Source organism: Streptomyces sp. NPDC059255, assembly GCF_042752355.1.
Taxonomy (GTDB): domain Bacteria; phylum Actinomycetota; class Actinomycetes; order Streptomycetales; family Streptomycetaceae; genus Streptomyces.
The window spans coordinates 131,754-149,457 of the sequence record NZ_JBHYZP010000026.1; the positions used below are offsets into that span (position 1 = coordinate 131,754).

A 17,704-nucleotide genomic window follows, 5' to 3' on the forward strand; every position below is an offset into this window, starting at 1 on the left:
CTCAGTACGTCTTGTAACGGGACACCGGCGGATCGTCAATTGTTCGGGGCCCTTCGCCCCTTCCGGCGCCCCTTCCGGGCTTTGCCTTGACGCCGGCGTCAAGGATTACCGTCGACGACATGCGCATCGGTGAGCTGGCGAAGCGGGCCGGGACGACCACCCGGGCCCTGCGGTACTACGAGTCGCGCGGGCTGCTGCCCGCCCGGCGCGCGGTGAACGGTTACCGCGCGTACGACGAGGCCGACCTACGCCTCCTGCGGCAGATCAGGACGCTCCAGGACGTCGGGTTCGACCTGGAGGAGACCCGGCCGTTCGTCGAGTGCCTGCGCGCCGGGCATCCGGCCGGGGACTCCTGCCCCGCCTCGCTCGCCGTGTACCGGCGCAAGCTCACCGAGCTGGACGGACTGATCGACCAGCTCGTGTCCGTACGGGCCAGGGTCGGGGAGCAGCTCGACCGCGCCGAGGCGGCGCGGGCCGGGCTCGCCGCCGAGGCGGAGCTGCCGGGCGGGCCGGAGCCGGGGTGCGAGCTGACGCACGCGCTGAACCACGGACGGACACCTCACGAAGGGGCAGGGAAATGATCAAGGCTTCAGGTGCCAGGGCCGCAGGGGTCGACGAAGTGACCGACGCGGACTTCGACACGGAGGTGCTGGGCGCCGCCCGGCCCGTTCTGGTGGAGTTCACGGCCGACTGGTGCCCGCCGTGCCGGCAGCTCGCGCCCGTGCTGAGCGCCGTGGCCGAGGAGGAGCGGGACCGGCTCAGGGTCGTACAGATCGATGTGGACATCAACCCGGTGATCACGGCCCGGTACGGCGTGCTCGCCATGCCGACGCTCATCCTGTTCCGCGCGGGCGAGCCCGTACGGTCGATGGTCGGCGCCCGCCCGAAGCGCCGGCTGCTGGAGGAGATCGCGGACGCGCTGCTCTGAAGCCCGGCACGGGGCGGGACTTCGGGCGGGGCCGACGGTATTGTGCCGTCGGCCCCTTGTGCGTCTTATGCGGTCCACCGGATACGTTCCCCCGGTGGGTTCGGGCGTGTTGGGCGGCCGCCTGATTAAGTGATGGTTACGAGGCTCCAGTTGGGCGGAACGGCCCTTGACGTGCCCCGATATGAGCCTCCACACTCCTCCTCATGAACGGTCAGCAATCCACAGAAACGGTCATCCGCCGTGCTGCCCGCTGAGCGGCATCGCCGTATCTGTGAGGCGTTGCGCGCACAGCGGATCGTCTCCACGGAGGACTTCTCCCGCATGCTGGACGTCTCCCAGGAGACCGTCCGGCGGGACCTGGTCACCCTCGAACGCCGGGGCCTGCTGGTGCGGGTGCACGGCGGGGCGACCAATACCGCGGGCGGGTTCGGCGAGGAAGCGCCGTTCGACGAACGGTCCGGGATGGAGCGGCAGGCCAAGGCCGCCATCGGCGCCGCCGCGGCGGCGCTGGTGCGTCCGGGCCAGACCGTGGTGATCGACATCGGTACGACCGCGGTGGAGGTCGCCCGCGCCCTCCCCGTCGATCACCGTGGCACCGTCGCCACCTGCTCGCTGCTGGTCGCCGCCGAACTGGCCGGCCGCCCGCATGTCGAGGTCCTGGTCAGCGGCGGCCGTCTGCGGTCGGGCGATCTCGCCTGCTCGAACGCGCAGGCGCTGGCGTTCTTCGCGGACCTCCGCGCCGATGTGGCGTTCCTCGGCTCCGGCGGGGTGGACGCGTCGGCCGGTCTGACCGACTTCCACCTCGACGAGGTGGCCACGCGGCGGCTGATGCTCGCCAACACCGTCCGCTCGTACATCCTCGCGGACTCCAGCAAGTTCGGCCGCGTCGCGCCGCACCGTGTCTGCGGTCTTGAGGACGTCGACGGCCTGATCACGGACGCCCGCCCCTCCTCGACGCTGGAGTCGGGGATGGAACGCTCGGGTGGTGTGGTCGTCGTCGCGTAGTCGCGGGACGCGCAACGCCTCGCGACGCGGGACAGCGGAGACGCGCGACAGCGGAAACGAAAAGGTGGCCGGATGACGCGGCTACGTCATCCGGCCATGACCGAAATCCCTACCTATCAACGCAAAGGAGTCGATCGTGCCCCAGTCTTCCACACCGGCGGAAAACGCGGCGGTTTCCCCGTCCGCCCCTGGCACATCCACAAGAAATGACGGAAAAGAGACCGCCCCGGGACCGGATACGGGCCACGCCACCGGCTACAAGCCGCAGTTCGCCCGTACGCTCAGCCGCTTCGAGTCGTTCGCCGTCGCCTTCTCCTTCATCTCCATCACCACCGGCCTCTTCACGACGTACGGCACCGTGTTGGGCTCGGCCGGTCCCGCCGGCATCTGGACCTGGCCGCTGGTCACCCTCGGCACGGTCCTCGTGGCCCTCGTGTACGGCATGCTCGCCAGCCGTATCCCGATCTCCGGCTACAGCTACCAGTGGGCCAGCCGGCTCGCCTCGCCCGTGCTGGGCTGGTGGTTCGGCTGGGTGTCGTTCGCGTTCCTCGCGATCGTCGTCGTCGCCGTCGACTACGGGCTCACCCAGGTCGCGCTCTTCCCGCTGCTCGACATCACGTACACCGCGACCGGCGGCGCCGTCGGCACCGTGATCGTGCTGCTCCTCCAGATGTCGCTGATCATCTGGTCCACGCCCATCACCACCAAGGTCAACAACATGGCGGTGGGCGCCGAGGTGATCGCCATGGTCGGCCTGACCGTGCTGATCGCGGGCGCCGTCCTCTTCTTCGGCAAGGGCGACTGGAGCAACCTCGGCTCGTACGGCACGATCCCGGCCGACGGCTACTACGGCTTCCTCGGCCCGTTCATGCTCTCCGCGCTGCTCGGCGCCTTCACCCTCGTCGGCTGGGAGTCCGCGGCCAACCTCGCCGAGGAGACGCACAACCCGAAGAAGGTCGTCCCGCAGGCCATGGTCCGCGCCATCCTGCTCAGCGGCGGCATCGGCATGCTCTTCCTCATCGTGATCACCGCGGGCGTCGGCGACAACGTCGCCGCGCTCACCGCCGACTCGGCACCCGTCGCCTCCATCATCGAGTCGACCGTCGGCAGCGCCGTGGCCACCGCCATGCTGGTCGTCGTCTGCATCGCCATCTTCGCCTGCGGCCTGGTCATCATGGTGAGCAACAGCCGCCTCGTGCACTCCATGGCCCGTGACGGACGGCTGCCGTTCTCCGAGACGCTCAGCCAGGTGCCGCGCCCCACCGGCGGCCCGACGTGGGCCACGCTGACGGTCGCCCTCGCGTCCGTCGCCATCGTCGCGGTCTTCTCCGGCAACGCCGACGCGCTGCCGCAACTCCTCGGCGCGGGCACGCTGATGCCCGCCATCCTGTACGCGGGGACGGTCACGCTCTTCATCCTCACCCGCCGCACGTACACGCCCGGCCCCGACGACTTCCAGCTCGGCAAGTGGGAGAAGCCCGTCGTGGCGGGCGCGGCGATCTGGCTCGTGCTGGAACTGTGCATCTTCATGATCCCGTCCGACTTCCGCGGCGCCCAGCAGTACGCGCTGGCCACCCTGGTCGTCGGCGGCCTGCTCTTCGCGTCCGTCTGGTTCACCCGCCGCGAGAAGCTGGTGCAGCAGCCCAGCCTCGACGGCGAGGGCCTGATCGGCGACGAACTGCCCGCGGACACCAAGGCCGCGCCGGCCGCCGGTCCGGACACCAAGGCCGCGCCCGCCGCCGGAACCGAGCCCCGTCCGGAGGCCGACGCGCTGTGACCGTGCTCGCCATCGATCAGGGAACGTCGGGGACCAAGGCCCTCGTCGTCGACCCGGCGGACGGTGTCGTCGCCGTCGCCGAGGTGCCCGTCACCCCCGTCCACCTGCCCGGTGGCGGCGTGGAGCAGGACCCCGAGCAGTTGCTGGCCTCCGTCCTGGAAGCCGGCCGGCGCGCCGTCGACCAGGCCGGGGGCCGCCCCCTGCGGGCCGTCGCCCTCGCCAACCAGGGCGAGACGGTCCTCGCCTGGGACCGGCGCACCGGCCGGCCCCTCTCGCAGGCCGTCGTCTGGCAGGACCGCAGGTCGGAGGCGCTCTGCGCGGAGCGCGCCGACGCCAAGGAGTGGGTGGCGCGGCGTACGGGGCTGGTCCTCGACCCGTACTTCTCCGCGCCCAAGATGACCTGGCTGCGCGAGAACGTCACCCGCGACGGGGTGGTCACCACCACCGACACCTGGCTGGTGCACCAGCTCACCGGGGCCTTCGTCACCGACGCGTCGACCGCGAGCCGCTCGCTGCTGCTCGGCATCGACGCCGTCGACTGGGACCCCGAGCTGACCGCGCTGTTCGGGCTCGACGGGGAGGAACTGCCCCGTATCGTCGCGTGCGACGAGACCGTCGGTACGACGGACGCGTTCGGCGGGCAGCGGCTGCCGCTGGCCGGGCTGATCGTCGACCAGCAGGCCGCGCTCTTCGCGGAGGGCTGCCTCACCCCGGGCACCGCCAAGTGCACGTACGGCACCGGCGCCTTCCTCCTCGCCCACACCGGCGACACCGCGCTCCGGTCCGCCTCGGGACTCACCTCGTCCGTGGCGTGGCGGGCGCGCGGCGGGACCCCGTACTGCGTGGACGGGCAGGTCTACACCGCGGCTTCCGCGGTGCGCTGGCTCCAGGACCTGGGCTTCGTCGCCGACGCGGCCGATCTCGACCAGGTGGCGGCGAGCGACGCGGCGGGCGTCCTGTGCATACCGGCCCTCGCCGGGCTCGCCGCGCCCTGGTGGCGCCCCGATGCCACGGCGTCGCTCACCGGTATGACACTCTCGACCCGGCGGGAACACCTCGTCACCGCCGTGCTCCAGGGCATCGCCGCCCAGGTCGCGGAGGTGACCGGGCTGGTCGCCGCCGACCTGGGCGCCCCGCTGACCCGGCTGCGCGCGGACGGCGGACTCACCCGGTGCGCCACACTGATGCAGGCGCAGGCGGACCTCGCCCGGATGCCGGTCGACGTCTACTCGTCGCCGCACGCCACGGCGCTCGGCGCGGCGGCGATGGCGCGGCTGGCGATCGAGCCCGGACTCACCCTCGAACAGGCGGTACCGGAGTGGACGCCCGGCACCACCTACGAACCCCGCTGGTCCGAGGACCGGGCGCAGGACTTCCGCGCCCGCTGGCTGGCGGCGGTGGACGCGACAGCGCCGCCGCGGCCCGCAGGAGGAACCGTATGACCGACGACAGCAGAACACCGGCCGAAACCCTCTACGACGTCGCCGTCATCGGCGCCGGGGTCGTGGGCTCCGCCATCGCCCGCGAACTGGCGGGCCACGCCCTCTCCGTCGCGCTGCTCGACGCCCGCGACGACGTCGGCGACGGCACCAGCAAGGCCAACACCGCCATCCTGCACACGGGGTTCGACGCCAAGCCCGGCACCCTCGAATCCCGTCTGGTCCGGCGCGGCTACACCCTGCTCTCCGCGTACGCCGGAGCCACCGGCATCCCCGTCGAACGCACCGGCGCGCTCCTCGTCGCCTGGACGCGGGAGGAACTGGACGCCCTCCCGGGGCTGCGCGAGAAGGCCGTCGCCAACGGTTACGAGCACTGCGAACCCGTCACCGCCGAGGAGGTCTACCGCCAGGTCCCGGCGCTCGGCCCCGGCGCGCTGGGCGGCCTCACCGTCCCCGACGAGTCGATCATCTGCACGTGGACGACCACCCTCGCGCTCGCCACCGACGCCCAGGCACGCGGCGCCCGGGTGCTCCTCGGCCACCGGGTGGAGTCCGTACGGCGGGACCCGTCCGTGCGGCGGGATCCGTACGAGGCGAACGCCGCCGACGACGACGCGCACGGCGGTACGGGCCCGACGACCACGCTGCTCACCTCCCGCGGCCCCGTCACCGCCCGCTGGGTGGTCAACGCGGCGGGGCTCGGCGCCGATGTCCTGGACGGGCTCTTCGGCCACCGCCGGTTCACCGTCACCCCGCGCCGCGGCGAACTCCTCGTCTACGACAAGCAGGCCCGCCCGCTCGCCGACCGCATCGTGCTGCCGGTGCCCAGCAAGGTCGGCAAGGGCGTGCTGATCAGCCCCACCATCTACGGCAACGTCATGCTCGGCCCGACCGCCGAGGACCTGACCGACCGTACCGACACCGGCACCTCCGAGTCCGGCTTCGCGTTCCTCCTCGACAAGGGCGGCCGGCTGATGCCCACGCTCCTGGAGGAGGAGGTGACCGCCTCGTACGCGGGGCTGCGCGCCGCCGCCGACCACGGCGACTACCTGATCGAGCCCGACCCGGGGCAGCGCTATCTGCTGGTCGGCGGCATCCGCTCCACCGGCCTCACGGCGTCGCTCGCCATCGCGGAGTACGTACGGGAGGTCCTCGCCGAGGCCGGTCTCGCCCTGGAGCCGCGCGCCGACCTGCCGGGGCCGCCCGCGATGCCCAACCTGGGCGAGGCGTTCACCCGGCCGTACCAGGACGTCGCGCTCATCGCCAAGGACAGCGCGTACGGACGCGTCGTGTGCTTCTGCGAGCGGGTGACCGAGGGCGAGATCAGGGACGCCTTCCTCTCCCCGCTGCCGCCCGCCGGACTCGACGGGCTGCGGCGCCGCACCCGCGTGATGAACGGGCGCTGTCAGGGCTTCTACTGCGGGGCGCGCACGGAAGCCCTGCTCGCCGAGCGCGGCACCCCGCTGCCGACGCAGGACCAGGAGACATCCGCATGACCACGTCCCTTCCCGGCGCCGGCTCCTCCGGTACGCCCGGCTCCTCCGGTACATCCGATGCGTCCGGTACGCCCCACGCACGCCACACGCCCCACACGTCCGACGCGCTCGCGGCCTCGCCGGTGGCGCCCGAGGTGCTCACCCCCGACGTCGTCATCGTCGGCGCGGGCCCGGCCGGGCTCACCGCCGCCGCCGGTCTCGCCCCGCACCTCCACGGCGGCGTACTCGTCCTGGACCGCGAACCGTCCGCCGGTGGAGTCCCCCGCCACAGCGACCACACCGGTTACGGCATCCGTGACCTCAAGCGGTGCCTCACCGGCCCCGCGTACGCCCGTACGCTCGTCGGCCGTGCCCAACTGGCCGGCGCGGAGATCCGTACCGAGGCCACCGTCACGGGCTGGGCGGGGGACCGCTCGCTCGACGTGACCACGCCTCAGGGGCGGGTACGGGTCGACGCGCGCGCGGTCGTCCTCGCCACCGGCGCCCGGGAACGGCCCCGCTCCGCGCGGCTCATCCCCGGGGACCGGCCCGCCGGTGTGTACACCACGGGGCAGCTCCAGAACCTCGTCCACCTGCACCACCGCGAGGTCGGCCGGCGGGCCGTCGTCGTCGGCGCGGAGCCGGTGAGCTGGTCCGCCGTGCTCACGCTGCGCGAGGCGGGCTGCCGTACGGAGCTGATGACCACCACGTACCCGACGCCCGACTCGTACGCGGCGTTCCACCTGCCGGGACGTGCGCTGCTGGGGGTGCCGGTGGCGACCGGCACCCGGGTCACCCGGATCATCGGGCACGGCAGGCTGCGGGCGGTCGAGATCGAGGAGATCGCCACCGGCCGGCGCCGTACCGTCGCCTGCGACACCCTGGTCCTCACCGGTGACTGGATCCCCGACCACGAACTCGCCCGCTCCGCCGGGCTCGACCTCGACCCGGGGACGAAGGGGCCGCTGGTGGACACCGCGCTGCGGACCAGCCGCCCGGGGGTGTTCGCCGCCGGGAACCTGCTGCACGCGGTCGACACCGCCGACATCGCCGCGCTCGACGGGCGCCATGTCGCCCGGCAGGTACGGCTCTGGCTGGACGGGCTCGTGCCGGCCGCGGTCACCGTGCCGATCGTCGCCGACGAACCGTTCCGCTGGGTGGCGCCCGGACTGCTGCGGGTCGGCGACCCGGCGCCGCCGCGCGGCCGTCTGCTGCTCTGGACGGACCGGCTGGTGCGGGCGCCCCGGGTGACGGTCCGGCAGGGCTCCCGTGTCCTCAACCAGCGGCTGGTGCCCTGGCCCGCGTCACCGGGACGGGTGTTCCGGGTGCCGTGGAGCCTGCTGCGCGGCATCGACCCCCGGAACGGTCCCGTACGGATCGGACTCTGAGGGGGAGGGGAGGCGACGCGCTACTTGATCAGTACGTTCGCGCCCACGATGAGGAAGCCGAGCAGCATGTCCACCCCGCCGGCCCGGCAGGACGACGCCCACCCGCGCCCCGCCGCCCGCGCTCCCCACAGCCCCCACCCGAACAGGGCGCCCGTGTTGAGGAGCAGCGCCACATCGATCGCGGTGCTCTCGCTCCACCACGCGGCGTACGCGCCGAGCAGGAGGGCCACCGTCGGGACCACGGCGGCCACCAGCGGCCACTCGGTCAGCACCGACCGCGCGGTGCCGGCGGTGACCGTGGTCCCGTCGGGCACCCGGTGCGCGATGGCGTGCGCGTAACCGTGCGCCGCCGCAGAGGCGAGCGCCGCCAGCAGCACCCATACCGCGTCGTACCCGGGGCTCGTCGGCCCGGTGTCGTGGCCCAGGGCCGCCACCAGCACGCTGGCGAGCACGGTCCCGTACACACCGCCGAACAGCAGCCGCTGCAGAGGCTCCCCGCGGCGCCGGGGCGGGAGCGGTCCGGGGGCTCTGGTGGACAAGGGGCCGCCTCTCGAAGGGATCGCGGGACCGGGAGAAGAGGGAGATCATCCGCTTCGAGAGATGTAACCGCACGCGGCGCCGGTGATCCGTCAGGCGCTCCAACCGGCCCGGAGTGCGCGCACAAAAATACCCCGGAACCGAATTGACGGCCGGGGTGCGAGTCTGCGTATATTGATTGTTTCCGTGTCTTGCGTAGGAACTGGAGTCGCGGATCAACATCCACGACATTCACAGATCAATTCACATGCACAAGAATCACAGTATCGAACAGGGGCTGAATTGTCAACCGACGAATCATCCGAGGAATTGCGGAACGAGCAGCAATTCGTCTCCCTCCTCTACGACCGGCTCGACACTCTGAGGGAGCAGGCCGAGTCGGCCATGGACGCGTCGATCGGCCAGGTCAGCACCGTACGGCAGGCCAGGGTCGAGCGGGACGTACGCGTCGCGGAGCACTCCGGCCGGCTGTCCACCCTGAATGCGGTCGAGTCCGGTCTGTGCTTCGGCCGGATCGACCTCCACGACGAAGCCGATCTCCGCGACGAGGCCGACCGTCGCGACGAGACCGACCTCCACGACGAGGCGTCCGCCGGGTCCACCGCGACCGGGAATTCCCCGGCCGCGTCCACCGTGACCCACCACATCGGACGCATCGGAATGCGCCGTGACGACGCCGAGCGGACGCCGCTGCTGATCGACTGGCGGGCCCCCGTGGCGCGCCCCTTCTATCTCGCCACCGGACACACCCCGATGGGGCTGCGCCGGCGACGCCACATCACCACCCAGGGGCGCACGGTCACCGCGCTCCACGACGAGATCATGGATCTCAACGACACCACCCGCACCGGATACGAGGACCCGGACGGCGACGCCGTCCTCCTCTCCGCGCTCAACTCCGCGCGGACGGGCCGGATGAGCGACATCGTCCAGACCATCCAGGCCGAGCAGGACCGCGTCATCCGCGCCCCGCACCGCGGCGTCCTCGTGGTGGAGGGCGGTCCCGGCACCGGCAAGACCGCCGTCGCGCTGCACCGCGCCGCGTACCTCCTCTACGCGCACCGCGAGCAGCTCGCCCGGCGCGCGGTGCTGATCGTCGGCCCGAACCCGGCCTTCCTCGGCTACATCGGCGAGGTGCTGCCCTCGCTCGGCGAGACCGGTGTGCTGCTGGCGACGACCGGGGAGCTGTTCCCCGGCGTGCGCGCCACCGGTACGGACACCCCGGAGGCGGCCGAGGTCAAGGGCCGGGCCGGGATGGCGCGGATCCTGGCCGAGGAACTGCGCGACCGGCAGACCCTGCCGGACCCGGTGCTGGAGATCCCGCACGAGGAGTACGGCACGCTGCCGCTCGACCGGGACACGGCGTACGAGGCCAGGCAGCGCGCCCGGGACACCGGCCTGCCGCACAACCTGGCCCGGCCGGCCTTCGCCTTCCGGATCATCGACGCGCTGACGGCCCAGCTCGCGGAGCGGATCGGCGCCGATCCGCTCGGCGGTGACAACCTCCTCGACCCGGCGGACGTCGCCCAGCTCGGCAAGGAGATCGCCGCCAGCCGTGATGTCCAGGCCGCGATCGACGCGCTCTGGCCGAGCCTGACGCCGGAACAGTTCGTCGCGGACGTCCTCGCGGCGCCCGTACGGCTCGACTCGCGGGACGCCGCCGCCGTACGCCGCCCGCGCCCCAGGACCGGCGCCGACGCGCGGGTCGACTGGACGCCCGCCGATGTGCCGCTGCTCGACGAGGCGGCCGAACTCCTCGGCGAGGACGACGCGGCGGCCCGCGCCGCCGCCGCGCGGGAGCGCCAGGAGCGCGTCGCCTACGCGCAGGGCGTGCTGGAGCTGTCGTACGGCTCCCGTACCCAGGAGTTCGAGGACCGGGGCGACGACGAGTCGGAGGTCCTCGCCGCGCACGACATCATCGACGCCGAGCGGTTCGCGGACCGCCACGAGGAGACCGACACCCGCAGCGCCGCCGAGCGGGCCGCGGCCGACCGCACCTGGGCCTTCGGCCACATCGTGGTGGACGAGGCGCAGGAACTCTCCGCGATGGCCTGGCGGCTGCTGATGCGCCGCTGCCCGAGCCGCTCCATGACCCTGGTCGGCGACCCGGCGCAGACGGGCGACGCGGCCGGGTGCGACTCCTGGGACCAGATCCTGGAGCCGTACGTCCAGCAGCGCTGGGAGCTGACGAAGCTCGGCGTCAACTACCGTACGCCCACCGAGATCATGGAGGTCGCGGCCGAGGTCCGGCGGCTGACGGACCCGCTCTTCGAGCCGCCCAGGTCCGTACGATCGACGGGTGAGGGCCCGGTCGTACGCGCCGTGGACCGCGCCGAGCTGGCCCGTACGGCGGCCGGGCTGACCACCGGCCGGCCGGGCGAGGGGCGCCTGGCGGTCATCGCACCGGCCGCCCTGCTGCCCGCGCTGGCGGCAGAACTCCCGGACGCCTCCTGGGGGATCACCCCGGACCTCACCCGTCCGGTGGTCCTCCTCGACCCGCGCCAGGCGAAGGGCCTGGAGTTCGACACGGTGATCGTCGTCGATCCGGAGGCCGTCCTGGAGGGCTCGCCGCGCGGCGTCAACGACCTCTACGTGGCCCTGACCCGGGCCACCCAGCGGCTCGGGATCGTCCGCGACGCGGCGGTCCCTTCACGGCTCAAGTCCCTGGACATACGCGGAGGTACGGAGGACCGTTGACCCGCTGCCGGTGGTAGGGCGGATTCCCGGAGCACCTTCGTCAACCGTGTCGATCCACAACTGTCGGGTGGGAATATGACCAAGGCGAACGCGTTATCGAGATCGCTCCGCAGGGCTCTCCTGATGACCTGCCTCCTGCTGGCCACGGCGATACCCGCGACCATCGGCGTCGGCGTCGGCGTCGGTGATGGCGGTGGCGGTGGCGTCGGTGACGGCGGCGCGCCGCCTGCGGCCATGTCGTCGGCGACGGGATCGGACTTCGGCCTCGCCGCCGCCACGCCCTCGCTCCCCGGCGCCGACCCGAGCATCATCCGGGTGGGCGGCACGTACTACGCGGCGAAGGTGACCGGCGGCGGCATCTCCGTCCGTGCCTCCGCGACCCTGGCCGGTTTCGTGGACGTGCCCCCGAAGCAGATCTGGCTCGACCCGGGGATGGGCGAGATCTGGGCCCCGAAGATCACCAGGATCAACGGCCGTTACCACGTGTACTTCTCGGCCGGGCGGAGCGCGGACCACCGGATGTATGTGATCAGCTCCGACTCGCCGGACAGCGGCTACGGGGCCGAGCGGAAACTGGCGCTCCCGAACGACAAATGGGCGATCGACGGCAGCGCCTTCACCTTCGGCAACCAGCTGTGGTTCGTCTGGTCCGGCTGGTCCGGCGACACCAATGTGGAGCAGAACCTCTACATCGCCAGGATGAGCGACCCCACCACCCCGACCGGCTCCCGGCACATCATCTCCCAGCCCCGGGAGAGCTGGGAGCGGGTGGTGGGCAACCCGTACATCAACGAGGCCCCCATACCGATCAAGGACCCCAACGGCCAGCTGCACATCGCCTATTCGGCCAACGGCTCCTGGAGCGACCGGTACTGCATCGCCGACCTGCGGCTGCGCTCCGGCGGTGACCCCACCTACGTATGGGACTGGTACAAGTCCAACGGCTGCCAGTTCGGCTCCCACCGCGACACCATGATGAAGGGCTGGGACCCCACCCTCTTCGTCGACGGCCCCGGCAGTCACACGTTCGCGCTGGTCAACGGTGACATCGCGAACAGCCCGCCGTCCGGGAACACCTTCCCGATCATGTACCACGCGGTCCCCAAGGGCACGCCGTACAGCTGGTCCAACCGGGACTGGATGATCGGCCGGGCCGTGTGGTGGGGGAGCAGCACCTACACCCGGGCCAACGTCCCCGGTGACCCGAGCAACACCGGCTTCGGCCTGAAGTTCTTCGAGTGATCCCGGTGGCTGCCGTGGGGGAACGCGCCCCACGGCAGCCACCGGTCCGCACTCCGGGACGGCCCTACTCCGGTACGGCCGTACTCCGACGCCCTGCTCCGGTACCGGTCCTACTCCGGTGCCCGCCTTACGAACCGCAGTCCGCGCGCCCCTCCTCGGCGCGGCAGATCCGGGCGGCGAAGCCGCCGTTCCCGGGGACGTCGACCGTCAGCCGGGAGCCGGCGGTCACCTTGCGGGTCTCGACCGCCAGTCCGCCGCCGGGCGCGTCGGTGTAGAGGTCGACGAGCCAGCTCCCCGGGCCCAGGAAGCGCAGGGGCTCGTCCAGGGAGCGTGCCCCGCCGGAGGTGATCGCGCCCATGAACCACTCGCCGTCCGCCGCGCGGGCCAGGACCGCCCGGTCCCCGGGGGCGCCGTCGACCAGCCGGGTGTCGTCCCAGACGGTGGGCACGCCGCGCAGGAAGCGCCGGGCGAGGGGCTTCTCGTCGTACGACTCCACGCTGTCGGCGAAGTGCTGCACCCCGGACTCGTACACCACCGACAGCGCCAGTTCGGCGGCGTCGCTGGTGGGGCGCACCCCGGTGAAGGTGACGGGGGTGAAGTCCATCGGGCCGATGAGGTTACGGGTGAACGGCAGGGTGGTGTAGTGCGCGGCGGGGAAGGGCTGGCGGCCGGGCCTGGGCCGGGTGCCCTCGGCGCCCTTGACGGCCTCGACGCTCATCAGCTGGGGCCAGGTGCGCTGCTGGCCGCGCGGGATGGTGCCGCCGTGGAAGTTGAGCATCAGCCGGTTCTCCGCCGTCGCCCGGTAGACCGCGTCGTACCAGCGCATGCGGTCCTGGCCGTCCGACTCCATGAAGTCGATCTTCATGCCCACGACGCCCCAGGACTTCCACAGCGGGAGCAGCCGGTCGAGTTCACTCTGCGCGTCGATGGTCTGCCAGCGCACCCACAGCCAGATGCCGACGCCCTTTTCCTTCGCGTAGGCGGTCAGTTCGGGCATCCAGTCGTTGCTCCAGCCCGAGTCGACGAGGACGTACTCCCATCCCTCGCGGGCGGCGAAGTCCACGAACTTCTTCTGCTTGTCGAGGCTGCCCGGGCTGCTGCCGTCGGACCACCAGGACCAGGCGGCCCGGCCGGGCTTGATCCACGAGGTGTCGGCGACCTTCGAGGGCGCGGCGAGGTCCGTGGTCAGATCGCTCTCGGTGACGGTGGCGAGGTCGCCGATGACCATCGTGCGCCACGGCGTGGCGAAGGGGGCCGTGCTCACCTCCGCCGGATCGGGGAGGGTGAGCCGGAAGCGGTCCTCACCGGCGCCGAGGGTCAGCCGGGAGCCGCCGTAGGAGCTGTCGAGACCGGCCTCGCCGATCAGCAGCCAGCTGCTCCCCACCCGGAACAGCGACGGGTAGCCGTAGTCGGCGGGCTTCGCGGCGGCGACCGTGCTGCGCTGGTGCGCCGACTCGTAGTCCTGGCGGCCGTTGTCGTACGGCAGCAGATAGGCGTCGGCGGTGCCGGGGACGGCGTACTCCGAGGCCTCGCCGAGCACGGTGACCGTGCCGCTGCCGGGCAGGGCGTAGCGGTAGGCCACCCCGTCGGCGGAGATCCGCAGGGTGACGCGGAGTTCGCGGCCGCGCTTGGTGAAGGTGAAGACGGACTCGGTGGCGTCCACGGTGTGCCGGGTCCGGCTGCCGGTGGTCGTCGTGTACGTCTCGTGGATCCGCCGGTCGCGCCGGCTCTCGTAGCGCAGCCCGCCCGTGAAGTCGGTCTCCGCCGTGCGGATGCCCAGCGCGGAGGGGCGCAGGACGGTCGTACGGCCGTGCCGGGCCGTCAGCGTCAGCCCGCCCGAGGTGGTGAGCGCCAGGTCGGCCCCGATCTGGTCCTGGCCGCCGCCGGGCGCTTCGAGCCGCCAGGAACGGGCCTGTCCCGCCGAGTCGTCCCGCTCCTGCGAGGCGGCCCCTGGCGACCCCGGGACGAGTAACGCGGCCAGACAGGCCGCCCCCGTCAGGGCTCGTGTGACGGTGGATCGTGCGAAGCGCATCGTGCCTCCCGGTGAAGTCGGCTCGCCATGTCGTGCGCCAATGCCATGCGTCAAGTCATCGGATATGTCAGGGGTGTTGACGCAAGATTGACGATTTTTTACGCTCCTGTCCAGCTTATTCATCGGATCAATCTGCGCTTCACCGGATCAGAGCTGAGTTCACCGAGACGAGCAGACAGGACATCGACGATGAGAGTCAGCAGACGCGGGTTCCTGGGAAAGGTGGCGTCGGGCGCCGCCGCCGGAGCCGCCGCGGGCGTCCCGTTCGCCGAACCCGCCGCCGCACGACCGCCGGGCGCCGCCCCGCCGGTCTCCCTCACGGGCATGCGCACCGACCGCGCATGGCAGTCCTTCCTCGCCGACCAGGATCTCCACTGGAAACGCATGCCGCGCACCTGGTACGAGGGCCCCTTCCTCGGCAACGGCCTGCTCGGCTCGATCGTCTACCAGGAACCCGGCCTGAACGCCCTGCGGTTCACCGTGCACCACAGCGGAGTCCAGGACCACCGGCCCGACTTCGGCAACGAATGGGGCGTGGCCCGGCTCCCCGTCGGCAACCTCCTGCTCCACCCGGTCGGCGAGATCACCGCTGTCGACCTGCGGCTCGACCTGTGGAACGCCGAGATCAGCGGCACCGTCACCACCGACGCCGGCCGCCTCGCACTGCGCGCCCTCGTCCACAACGACCGCACCATGCTGCTCGTCACCGTCGACGCGAGCGCGGGGGAGAAGGGCTTCCGCTGGGAGTTCCGCCCCTCGCCCGCCGTCAGCCCCCGCATCGTCCGCGAACCCCCGCCCGCCGGCTTCGCCCCCAACCCCGCCCCCGTCACCCGCGAGTCCGGCGGAATCGGCCTCGTCGTCCAGCCGCTCGTCGCCGGCGGGCAGACGGCCACCGCGTACCGCGAACGCACCCACGCCGGGCAGCGTGTGTACCACCTCGCCGTCGCCCACTCCTATCCCGGCACCGACGCCGAGGGCCGCGCCCTCTCCACCGTACGCAAGGCCTCCGCGCTGCCCGTCTCCAGCCTGCTGCGCACCCACCGCGACTGGTGGCACCGCTTCTACCGCAAGAGCTTCCTGTCCGTCCCGGACCCGATGCTCCAGAGCTTCTACTGGATCCAGCTCTACAAACTGGCCTGCGGCGCCCGCGAGCACGCCCCCGTCATGGCGACCACCGGGCCCTGGCTCGAACCGACCCCGTGGCCCTCGGTGTGGTGGAACCTCAACGTCCAGCTCGAATACTGGCCCGTCCACGGCTCCAACCACCTGGAACTCGACGCGATCCCCCGCACCCTCGCCGAGAACACGGACATCCTCGTCGATGCCCTCAAACCCGCCTACCGGCACGACTCCGCCGGACTGCGCCGCAGCACCGACGCCCAGTGCGACGACGCGGGCTCGGTCGGCGTGCCCGGCATCGGCGACCCCGAGGTCGGCGACCTGCCCTGGACCCTCCACAACGTGTGGCTCACCTACCGGCACACCATGGACCGGGGTGTGCTGGAGGACGTCCTCTACCCGCTGCTGCGCCGCTCCACCAACTACTACCTGCACTTCCTCCACGAGCAGGCGGACGGCAGACTGCACCTGCCCAAGACCTTCTCCCCGGAGTACGGCAGCGCCCCCGACTGCAACTACGACCTGGCGCTGCTGCGCTGGAGCTGCGCCACGCTGCTGGAGACGGTCCGGCTGCTCGGTGTCCAGGACACCCTGGAGCCGAAGTGGCGGGAGGTGCTGGAGCGGCTGGTGGACCCGCCGGTGGACGCCAACGGCTTCATGATCGGCGCCGGGGTGCCCTTCGCCAAGTCCCACCGCCACTACTCGCACCTGCTCGCCGTCTACCCGCTGTACCTCGTCAACTGGGAACAGCCGGAGAACCGCGAGCTGATCGAGCGTTCGCTCGACCACTGGATCAGCTTCGAGGGCGCCCTGCGCGGCTACAGCTTCACCGGCGCCGCCTCGATCTGCACCCAGATGGGCCGCGGTGACGAGGCGCTGACGTACCTGCGCGAGCTGGTCGCGCGGTTCGTGCAGCCCAACACCATGTACTACGAGGCCGGTCCGGTCGTCGAGACACCGCTGTCCGGCGCGCAGACCCTGCACGACATGCTCTGCCAGAGCTGGGGCGACCTCATCAGGATCTTCCCCGGGGTGCCGGCGGAGTGGCGGGACGTGACGCTCCACGACTTCCGTACCCAGGGCGCGTTCCTGGTCAGCGCGGTCCGCCGGGGAGGCGTCACCCGCTGGGTACGGGTGCGCAGCCTGGCCGGGGAGCCGTGCCGGGTGCGGCACTCGCTGGCCGGGCGGCTCACCGTCTCCGGGGTCGGCGGCCCGGCGCCGCGGTGGCGCGACCTCGGCGACGGGGTGGTGGAGCTCGAACTCGGCCGGGACCAGGAGGCGGTGATCCACCCGGCGGGCTCCCGGCCCGACTTCCGGATCGCCCCCGTGCGGACGAACGGGCCCGCGGAGCCCTGGGGGCTGCCCGCCCTGCCGGACGCGGGCACGGTCACCCAGGTCGACCTGGTCCCGCACTTCGACAACGACGCCATCACCACGGAGATGTACTACGAGGACGGCGACTTCGACGGCGCCGGGCGCACCTACCCCATGGCCCAACTGCCCCAGACGGGGCGGACGGTGGACGACGGGATCATGTTCTCCTTCACCAACGGCAGCGAGGGCTCCGCCAACAACGTCGTCGCCGCGGGCCAGGAGATCGCCGTCCCGCCGGGCGGCTACGCGCGGCTGCACGTGCTGGGCGCGGGGGACACCGGCAACGTCACCGTCCCGGCGGTGGCCCACTACGCCGACGGGACGACCGCGACCGTCACCGTCGGGCTGACGAACTGGCTGGCCTCCGGACCGGCGTACGAGGAGACGACGGCCGTGGCGACCGGTCAGATCCACACCCCCGCCGGTCCGCTGGACACCAAGGCCGCCATCTTCCACCAGGTGAGCGCCCTCGACCCGGCGAGGCGGCTGACCGCGCTCACCCTGACCGCTCCCGCCGGGACGGCACGGGCGCATGTCTTCGCCCTCTCTCTGGAACAGGAGTGACGGACCCGGAGAGAGCGGCGGCCGCCCCGGACCGATCACCTGTTCGTACAGCTCCAGGTCCTCCATGACGCCCAGCAACGGCTGTGGTTCCGCTGCCGGTTCGACCGTGCCGTCCTGGCGCAGACGC

The 17,704-nt window shown here is 72.1% G+C and carries 12 protein-coding genes and 1 pseudogene; 10 read left to right on the top strand and 3 right to left on the bottom strand.

Annotated elements, in window-relative coordinates; translation table 11 throughout:
* The first annotated feature begins 119 nt into the window (after nt 1-119).
* The 7 genes from ACFXKG_RS27055 (at nt 120) to ACFXKG_RS27085 (ending at nt 8,012) form a co-directional block, all read left to right on the top strand.
* Entirely contained in the window at nt 120-581 is a 462-nt protein-coding gene (locus tag ACFXKG_RS27055) for a MerR family transcriptional regulator (protein WP_384844222.1), read from the top strand.
* Nucleotides 578-928 (top strand): thioredoxin family protein, encoded by a 351-nt coding sequence (locus ACFXKG_RS27060; RefSeq protein ID WP_384844225.1) that lies wholly within the window; start codon nt 578-580, stop codon nt 926-928. Before ACFXKG_RS27055 ends, ACFXKG_RS27060 begins: the two co-directional genes overlap by 4 nt.
* 240 nt (nt 929-1,168) lie before the next feature.
* Nucleotides 1,169-1,933, top strand: a complete 765-nt coding sequence (locus tag ACFXKG_RS27065) for a DeoR/GlpR family DNA-binding transcription regulator (RefSeq protein WP_384844228.1) — start codon at nt 1,169-1,171, stop codon at nt 1,931-1,933.
* A 136-nt stretch (nt 1,934-2,069) separates the two neighbouring features.
* A complete protein-coding gene (locus ACFXKG_RS27070) occupies nt 2,070-3,710 on the top strand; it encodes an amino acid permease (RefSeq protein ID WP_384844231.1) in 1,641 nt (546 codons plus the stop codon).
* Nucleotides 3,707-5,152, top strand: a complete 1,446-nt coding sequence (locus ACFXKG_RS27075; RefSeq protein ID WP_384844234.1) for an FGGY family carbohydrate kinase — start codon at nt 3,707-3,709, stop codon at nt 5,150-5,152. The genes ACFXKG_RS27070 and ACFXKG_RS27075 overlap by 4 nt, the downstream gene beginning before the upstream one ends.
* Complete coding sequence (locus ACFXKG_RS27080; RefSeq protein ID WP_384844237.1) at nt 5,149-6,645, top strand: NAD(P)/FAD-dependent oxidoreductase; 1,497 nt, start codon at nt 5,149-5,151, stop codon at nt 6,643-6,645. Before ACFXKG_RS27075 ends, ACFXKG_RS27080 begins: the two co-directional genes overlap by 4 nt.
* Nucleotides 6,642-8,012, top strand: coding sequence for an NAD(P)/FAD-dependent oxidoreductase (locus tag ACFXKG_RS27085; protein ID WP_384844240.1), 1,371 nt, complete (start codon nt 6,642-6,644; stop codon nt 8,010-8,012). Before ACFXKG_RS27080 ends, ACFXKG_RS27085 begins: the two co-directional genes overlap by 4 nt.
* Nucleotides 8,013-8,032: 20 nt before the next feature.
* On the opposite strand, the gene ACFXKG_RS27090 is transcribed toward ACFXKG_RS27085, so the two are convergent.
* Nucleotides 8,033-8,551 carry a hypothetical protein gene (locus ACFXKG_RS27090; protein ID WP_384844243.1) on the bottom strand — a complete coding sequence of 173 codons (519 nt, stop codon included), beginning with the start codon at nt 8,549-8,551 and terminating at the stop codon, nt 8,033-8,035.
* A gap of 280 nt (nt 8,552-8,831) precedes the next feature.
* On the opposite strand from ACFXKG_RS27090, the gene ACFXKG_RS27095 reads away from it, so the two are divergent.
* Together ACFXKG_RS27095 and ACFXKG_RS27100 are read left to right on the top strand one after the other, a co-directional pair.
* A complete protein-coding gene (locus ACFXKG_RS27095) occupies nt 8,832-11,246 on the top strand; it encodes a HelD family protein (RefSeq protein ID WP_384844246.1) in 2,415 nt (804 codons plus the stop codon).
* 234 nt (nt 11,247-11,480) lie between these two features.
* Nucleotides 11,481-12,488, top strand: coding sequence for a glycoside hydrolase family 43 protein (locus tag ACFXKG_RS27100; RefSeq protein ID WP_384844285.1), 1,008 nt, complete (start codon nt 11,481-11,483; stop codon nt 12,486-12,488).
* Nucleotides 12,489-12,615: 127 nt separating this feature from the next.
* Here the strand turns inward: ACFXKG_RS27100 and ACFXKG_RS27105 are convergent, their stop codons facing one another.
* Nucleotides 12,616-14,520, bottom strand: a complete 1,905-nt coding sequence (locus ACFXKG_RS27105) for a glycoside hydrolase family 97 catalytic domain-containing protein (RefSeq protein ID WP_384844249.1) — start codon at nt 14,518-14,520, stop codon at nt 12,616-12,618.
* Between the two features lie 189 nt (nt 14,521-14,709).
* On the opposite strand from ACFXKG_RS27105, the gene ACFXKG_RS27110 reads away from it, so the two are divergent.
* Complete coding sequence (locus ACFXKG_RS27110; protein ID WP_384844252.1) at nt 14,710-17,577, top strand: twin-arginine translocation signal domain-containing protein; 2,868 nt, start codon at nt 14,710-14,712, stop codon at nt 17,575-17,577.
* On the opposite strand, the pseudogene ACFXKG_RS27115 reads toward ACFXKG_RS27110, so the two are convergent.
* Nucleotides 17,503-17,704: pseudogene (locus tag ACFXKG_RS27115) on the bottom strand (hypothetical protein); the annotation flags it as partial. The gene ACFXKG_RS27110 and the pseudogene ACFXKG_RS27115 overlap by 75 nt on opposite strands.

What these genes read in the sequence shown, in the direction of transcription:
- ACFXKG_RS27055 (WP_384844222.1), top strand. Translation starts at nt 120, where the DNA reads ATGCGCATCGGTGAGCTGGCGAAGCGGGCCGGGACGACCACCCGGGCC.
- ACFXKG_RS27060 (WP_384844225.1), top strand. Translation starts at nt 578, where the DNA reads ATGATCAAGGCTTCAGGTGCCAGGGCCGCAGGGGTCGACGAAGTGACC.
- ACFXKG_RS27080 (WP_384844237.1), top strand. Translation starts at nt 5,149, where the DNA reads ATGACCGACGACAGCAGAACACCGGCCGAAACCCTCTACGACGTCGCC.
- ACFXKG_RS27085 (WP_384844240.1), top strand. Translation starts at nt 6,642, where the DNA reads ATGACCACGTCCCTTCCCGGCGCCGGCTCCTCCGGTACGCCCGGCTCC.
- ACFXKG_RS27100 (WP_384844285.1), top strand. Translation starts at nt 11,481, where the DNA reads ATGTCGTCGGCGACGGGATCGGACTTCGGCCTCGCCGCCGCCACGCCC.
- ACFXKG_RS27105 (WP_384844249.1), bottom strand. Translation starts at nt 14,520, where the DNA reads ATGCGCTTCGCACGATCCACCGTCACACGAGCCCTGACGGGGGCGGCC.
- ACFXKG_RS27110 (WP_384844252.1), top strand. Translation starts at nt 14,710, where the DNA reads ATGAGAGTCAGCAGACGCGGGTTCCTGGGAAAGGTGGCGTCGGGCGCC.